This window comes from Candidatus Kryptobacter tengchongensis (assembly GCF_001458555.1).
Classification (GTDB): domain Bacteria; phylum Bacteroidota; class Ignavibacteria; order Kryptoniales; family Kryptoniaceae; genus Kryptonium; species Kryptonium tengchongense.
Genome location: NZ_CZVH01000107.1, coordinates 1 through 6,718, shown reverse-complemented (window position 1 = coordinate 6,718; position 6,718 = coordinate 1). Strand labels below are relative to the sequence as shown.

6 protein-coding genes and 1 pseudogene are annotated in these 6,718 nt (G+C 38.3%); all 7 read right to left on the bottom strand.

Annotated features, from left to right (window positions below; all coding sequences use genetic code 11):
- Positions 1-85: 85 nt before the first annotated feature.
- Positions 86-943: a transketolase gene (locus tag AT685_RS08040; protein ID WP_072150825.1), complete on the bottom strand. Its 858-nt coding sequence runs from the start codon at positions 941-943 to the stop codon at positions 86-88.
- Positions 944-1,094: 151 nt separating this feature from the next.
- Positions 1,095-3,308 carry a polyribonucleotide nucleotidyltransferase gene (locus tag AT685_RS08035; RefSeq protein WP_072152236.1) on the bottom strand — a complete coding sequence of 738 codons (2,214 nt, stop codon included), beginning with the start codon at positions 3,306-3,308 and terminating at the stop codon, positions 1,095-1,097.
- 26 nt (positions 3,309-3,334) lie between these two features.
- On the bottom strand, positions 3,335-3,604 hold the full coding sequence (rpsO, locus tag AT685_RS08030; RefSeq protein ID WP_072152235.1) for a 30S ribosomal protein S15: 270 nt from the start codon (positions 3,602-3,604) through the stop codon (positions 3,335-3,337).
- 32 nt (positions 3,605-3,636) lie between these two features.
- Positions 3,637-4,584: a bifunctional riboflavin kinase/FAD synthetase gene (locus AT685_RS08025; protein ID WP_072152234.1), complete on the bottom strand. Its 948-nt coding sequence runs from the start codon at positions 4,582-4,584 to the stop codon at positions 3,637-3,639.
- Positions 4,559-5,263: a tRNA pseudouridine(55) synthase TruB gene (gene truB, locus AT685_RS08020; RefSeq protein WP_072152233.1), complete on the bottom strand. Its 705-nt coding sequence runs from the start codon at positions 5,261-5,263 to the stop codon at positions 4,559-4,561. The genes AT685_RS08025 and truB overlap by 26 nt, the downstream gene beginning before the upstream one ends.
- Positions 5,232-5,627 carry a 30S ribosome-binding factor RbfA gene (gene rbfA / locus AT685_RS08015; RefSeq protein ID WP_072152232.1) on the bottom strand — a complete coding sequence of 132 codons (396 nt, stop codon included), beginning with the start codon at positions 5,625-5,627 and terminating at the stop codon, positions 5,232-5,234. The genes truB and rbfA overlap by 32 nt, the downstream gene beginning before the upstream one ends.
- A 27-nt stretch (positions 5,628-5,654) precedes the next feature.
- A pseudogene (gene infB / locus AT685_RS08305) lies at positions 5,655-6,718 on the bottom strand (translation initiation factor IF-2); the annotation flags it as partial.

Below are 6,718 nucleotides of genomic sequence, written 5' to 3'. Positions count from 1 at the left end.
GCATCAAGAACAACTATATCGGGGATTTTTTCGCCAAGTTCTTCAAGTGCTTCACCAAAAGAGACGCGGGTTGCTTTGGCTGGCATTATTTCGCCTCCATCTTTTGTGATAAAAGTTCGTTAAGCTGTTCTTCAAGTTCTGCAAGTGCAAGTTTCGCCTCCTCATCATTCGGAGCTTTCCCATGCCATTCGTGATTATCTTCCATAAATGAAACACCTTTCCCTTTAACGGTGTGAGCAACTATGAAAGTAGGCTTTCCTTTCACAAGTTCAGCTTCGTCAAGAGCGGTTAAAATTTGCTCAAAATCGTGTCCATCAATCTCAATCACATTCCAGTTGAACGCTCTCAACTTATCAACAAGTGGTTCAATATCCATTACATCTTTTACATAACCATCAATTTGACCTTTGTTATAATCAACGATAGCGCAAAGATTATCAAGTTTAAATTTTGGAGCTGACATTATGGCTTCCCAAACTTGTCCTTCTTGCATTTCCCCATCTCCGAGCAAGCAATATACGCGATAATTTTTTCCATCAATTTTCCCAGCAAGCGCTATTCCCTGGGCAATTGACAAACCTTGTCCAAGTGAACCCGTTGACGCTTCCACATAAGGGAGGTCAAGCCGTGATGGATGCCCCTGAAGTCGCGAATTTATCTTTCTTAAAGTGAAAAGCTCATCATAAGGTATGACTCCTCTGTGAGCCAAAACTGCATAAAGCGCTGGGACACCATGACCTTTAGATAAGATGAAACGATCTCTATCGGGGTCAAGTGCGTTTTCAGGTGTTCTTTTTATCTTTTCCCAAAAAAGGGCAACGAGAATTTCAACACATGAAAGCGAACCCCCAGAATGACCAGAACCAGCTTTGTTTAGCATTTTTATTATATCAATTCGTATTTTCGTCGCTATGACTTTAAGGTCAAGAATTGAATTTTGCATTCATCTTCTCCTTTTATTTTAAGCAAGGTTTAGCACCCGAAAATATAAAAATTTCAACCTTAAAAAACAATTGCTATTTTATTAACGCAGTAGATTCAACAAGTTAAAAAATTAAAAAGAAACCTGTGGGCTTGAAATAAACCCACAGATTTCATCTTCTAACTCTGGTAGCAGAGGCAGGTTGAGTTTGATGAGTGCTGCGAGTGGTTTGGCTTTGCTGTTCCGACTTGGGGATAAGAGATTTCCGACTCAATGTGAATCTTCCCATATCATCAACCGTCAATATCTGAACTTCAATTTCATCACCAACCTTCAATACATCTGAGACCTTTTCAATTCTTTTATGATCAATTTCCGAAATGTGAAGCAGTCCAATTTTACCAGGCAAAATTTCCACAAATGCACCGAAATCGGCGATCTTACGGACTATTCCTTTGTAAACTTTTCCAACCTCAGGGACCTCCGCAAGTTGCTCAACCATTTGCTTTGCTTTTTCACATGCCTCTTTAGATGGACCACTTATCCAAACGAGACCATCGTTTTCAATGAAAACTTCAGCACCAAATTCTTGTTTCATCATTTTGATATTTTTACCTGCTGGACCAATCACCCACCCTATCATTTCAACTGGGATTCGCGTTGTCATCAATCTTGGAGCATAGGGAGAAATTTCAGAACGCGGACCTGGGATCGTTTGCTCAAGGATATCAAGAATTTTCATCCTCGCCTCTTTCGCCTGTTCAAGTGCCCGTTCAAAAATATCGTAACTTATGCCACTTATCTTTATGTCCATCTGAAATGCGGTAATTCCATCACGAGTACCTGCAACCTTAAAATCCATATCACCAAGTTTATCTTCATTACCAAGTATATCAGTTAAAATTGCAACCTCATCACCTTCTTTAACAAGACCCATAGCGATCCCAGCAACATGTTTTTTAAGCGGAATTCCACCATCCATCAAGGCAAGCGTCCCTGAGCAAACAGTAGCCATTGAAGATGAACCGTTTGACTCAAGAATGTCAGAAACAACCCTTATAGTATAGGGGAATTCTTCCTCAGAAGGTATCAAATTTTTAAGGGCTCTCTCAGCGAGATTTCCATGTCCGATCTCCCTCCTGCTTGGACCACGGAATGGAGCAACTTCACCAACTGAAAACGGCGGGAAATTGTAGTGAAGCATAAACCTTTTCGTGTATTCAGGCAATAATCCATCAATCAACTGCTCATCCATTTTAGTCCCAAGCGTGACAGTTGCAAGAGATTGAGTCTCACCTCGTGTAAATAGCGCTGACCCATGAGTTCTCGGCAAAATCCCAACCTCAGCTGTTATAGGTCTTATATCATTTAAACCTCGCCCGTCAATCCTCCGTCCCTCATGTAAAACCATATATCTCATATCTGCTCGCTCAATCTCCTCAATCACTTGCTTTACCCAAAATTCAAGTTTTGGATAAAGTGTTATCAATGGAACTACATTTCCAGAATCATCTTGAACTGTCTCGGACAAATACTTTTGTTTCAAGGTTTCAATTGTCTCGTTAAGAATCATTTCCATTCTCTCCGCACGCTCAAGCTTTTTCATCGGCGTTCTGTTAAGTTCTTTGATTCTCACCTCGGCTATTTCCTTGACATCATTAATCACTCTTTCTGGAATCTCTTCTTTGACTATTGCTCTCTTCGGTTTCCCAATTTCTCTTGCTATTTCAATCTGAACCTCACAAATCTTCTTTATGTATTCATGAGCGAATTTTATTGCCTCAACCATATCTTTTTCAGAAATCTCCTTTGCTTCCCCTTCAACCATCACGATTGAATCAATCGTCCCTGCAACGACAAGATCAAGTTCGCTTTTCTCAAGTTGTGAAATCGTCGGATTTATGACAAATTGCCCATCAATTTTCCCAACCCTAACTTCTGCAATTGGTCCGTTCCAAGGAATATCAGAAATCATCAAAGCAGTTGAACTTGCAATTCCACCAATGATATCTGGATCATTTTCAAGGTCAAATGAAAAAACCGTCACGGTTATCTGAGTCTCACACCTAAATTCCTTCGGGAATAGAGGTCTCAAAGCTCTGTCAATTAATCTTGCTGATAAAATTTCTTTCTCTGTTGGCTTTCCTTCTCTTTTCTCAAATCCTCCCGGAATTTTTCCAACTGCGGAGGTTTTCTCTCTGTATTCAACTGAAAGAGGCATAAAGTCAATATCCTCTTTCTGTTCCTCTTCTGCAACTGCAGTTGCAAGAACCATTGTGTCAGCGTATCTTACCATTACAGCGCCATCTGCTTGCTTAGCGTATTTCCCTATTTCAAACGAAAGGATTCGCCCACCAATTTCAATTTCTTTCTTTAAATAAGACATAACTACATCACCGCCTTTAATTTGTTTTATTTTCTTAAATCAAGTTCCTCAAGAATTCGCTTATAACTCTCGTAATTTGTCCTCTCAAGATATCTTAAAAGCCTCCTTCGCTTACCTATCATCTTGATCAATCCCATTCTTGAATGTTTGTCCTTTGGATGTTTCTCAAAATGCTGTGCAAGCTGATTGATCCTTGCGGTTAAAATTGCAATTTGCACCTCTGGTGAACCAGTGTCCTTTTCATGTTTGCCATACTTTTTAACAAGTTCCTTTTTTTGTTCGCTCGTCAATGGCATATCTCCTTTTTTATTTTTGTTTTACTTTTTTATCAGATTTCAACTGCAAACTCTCTCGTTATAAACTCAAGTGCCATTTCCTTGTCTTTTTTGATCTGATCAACAAGTTCCTTTGGCGATGGAAATTTCATCTCGTCCCTTAATCTCTCTATAAACTCAACTTTTATATGCTTGAAATAAATTTCACTTTCAAAATTGAATATATTCACCTCCATAACCCTTCGGCTATCAAGCTCAAATGTCGGTCTGTAACCAATGTTCATAACACCAAAATAAGGTTTTCTATCTATCGTCACCCTTACAACATAAACTCCATTTTTAGGGATAAGCTTCCTTGATGAAACTGGCTCAATATTCGCAGTTGGAATTCCAATCTCTCTGCCACGACCACTTCCTTTAACAACGACTCCATTTATAAAATAATATCTCCCCAGCAATCTTGACGCAAGTTTAACATCACCCTCATTTAAAATTGCTCTAATTTTTGAACTGCTCACCGGATTATTCTCAACGAGAAGTTGTGGGATCAATTCAACCTCAAAGCCATATTTTTCACCAAATTCTTTTAACTTCTCTGGGTTACCTTCCCTATTTCTCCCAAAAGCATGATTGTATCCAACTATAACTTTTCTTAATCCTATCTTTCCAAGCATTATATCCCTGCAAAATTCCTCGGCGGTTATGTTAGAGAATTCACTTGTAAAATTCACAACGAAAATAATGTCAAGGTCGTAATCACTTAAAAGCTCAATTCTTTCATCAATTGTCGTCAAGATGTAAAATTTTTCTTTCGGATGTAAAACTTCCTGAGGGTGCGGGTCAAATGTCACAAGAACTGTCCTCGCTCCAGTTTTTAGTTTTTCCTCTTTCATCCTTCTCAAAATTTCCTGATGAGCTACATGGACACCATCAAAAACCCCAACAGTTACGATTGAGTTTGGTTCTTTTTCAATTTTATTTATGTTTCTGACTACCTCCATCAGCTCCCTGTAATGAAATTTTCTTTAATTCATCAACTGTTAAGGCATCTTCAAGTTTATACTCTCCAATTTTCGTTCTAACAAGCGATTTCAAATAAGCTCCGCAACCAAGTTTTTCTCCAAAATCATATACAAGTGTCCTGATATAAGTTCCCTTTGAACATCTCACACGAAAGCGAACTTCAGGAAGATCAACCTCAAGTATACTAAAATCGTAAATTTTCACCTTTCTTGGTTTTCTTTCTATGTTAATTCCCTTCCTTGCAAACTCATATAATGGCTTACCTTTATATTTGACTGCGGAATACATTGGCGGAATTTGTTCAATTTCCCCGATGAAATGTTTTGCGGTCTCTAAGATTTTTTCCTCGGTAATCCCGTTAAGATTCCTTCTTTCAATTATCTCAGTTTCAGGATCATAGCTTTCTGTCACAGCGCCAAGTTCCATAACTCCTTCATATTCTTTATCAAGTTCAGTTATCTTTGAAAGTTCTTTTGTTTTCTTCCCCGTCGCAACTATTAACAAGCCAGTTGCAAACGGGTCAAGCGTTCCACCATGTCCTGCCTTCTTTATCTTGAACCATTTTTTAATTTTATCAACAACTTTATAAGATGTCCATCCAGCGGGTTTATTCACAAGTATTATTTCACCCTGTCTTATCCTCTGCGCCAGAGTCATCACTTTTCTTGTCGTTCTTTTCTCTATCTTCAATTTGCTTCAAAAGAGCGTTTATCCTGTCAACATGTTCAAGCGTGTCATCAAGATAAAACTCAATTTCCGGGATAAATCTCAACCTCAACCTTGAACCAAGCCGGTGTCTTATGTTTTTCTTTAGCGATTCAATTTTTCTTATAGTATTTTGTTGTGTTACCTTGTCTCCGTAGATGCTTATATAAATTTTCGCATATCTTAAATCTGGACTCATTCTTACATTTGTAACCGTCCAAAACCCAACATTTTCATGTTCAAGAACTTTGGTGATTATGTCTGAAACCTCTTCTTTGATAAGTGAAGCAACCCTCTCCGCTCTTATGCTATTCATTTTGAAATCCTCTTTTTAATTCCAAATTTATGTTTTCTTCACCTCTTCAAGTTTTCTTTTGATTTCAAGGATGTTATACGCTTCAATGACATCACCGACCTTTATATCATTATAATTTTCAAGTGCGATTCCACATTCAAGCCCAGCTTCAACTTCCTTTACATCATCTTTGAATCTTTTAAGCGATACAATTTTCCCATCATAAATCACGATCCCATTTCTTATTAGACGAGCACGGGCATTTCTTAAGATTTTACCTTCTGTTACGAAACATCCAGCAACGGTTCCAACTTTTGAAATTTTAAATGTCTCCCTGACCTCTGCAGTCCCAAGAAATTCTTCTCTCTTTTCTGGCTCAAGCATTCCCTCAAGTGCTTTTCTAATATCGTCAATCACATTATAAATGATATTGTAAAGTCGTATTTCAACATTCTCATTTTCTGCAAGTTTTTTCGCCCCGGATGTTGGTCTCACATTGAAACCAATTATAATTGCACCTGAAGCTTGAGCAAGCAAGACATCAGATTCACTTATTGCGCCAACAGCTCTATGAATGATCCGAACTTTGACCTCCTCAGTTGAAAGCTTCATCAGGGAATCTGAGAGCGCTTCAATTGAACCATTTACATCAGCTTTGATTATAACAGGCAATTCTTTAACCTTGCCTTCTTTAATTTGCTATGAAAGTTTATTCAAGGATATAGACCTTAATTGTCTAAATGTTTGCTCCCGTTTTAATTGAGATCTTTTGTTTGCGATTTCACGAGCTATTTTTTCATCTTCAACAACTACAAATGAATCCCCTGCTTCCGGGAGTTGATCAAACCCTATAACCTGAACTGGCGTTGACGGTTTTGCAACCTCAACTCTATTTCCTCTTTCATCAAACATAGCTCTTACCCTTCCAAATGTAGTTCCAGCAACAAACGGATCACCAATTTTTAAACTTCCATTTTGCACAAGAACTGTTCCAACAGGACCACGTCCTTTATCAAGTTTTGATTCAATTACAACACCACGGGCTTTTTTCTTTGGATTCGCTTTAAGATCCATTAATTCAGCCTCAAGCAGAATTTTTTCAAGAAGAAGAT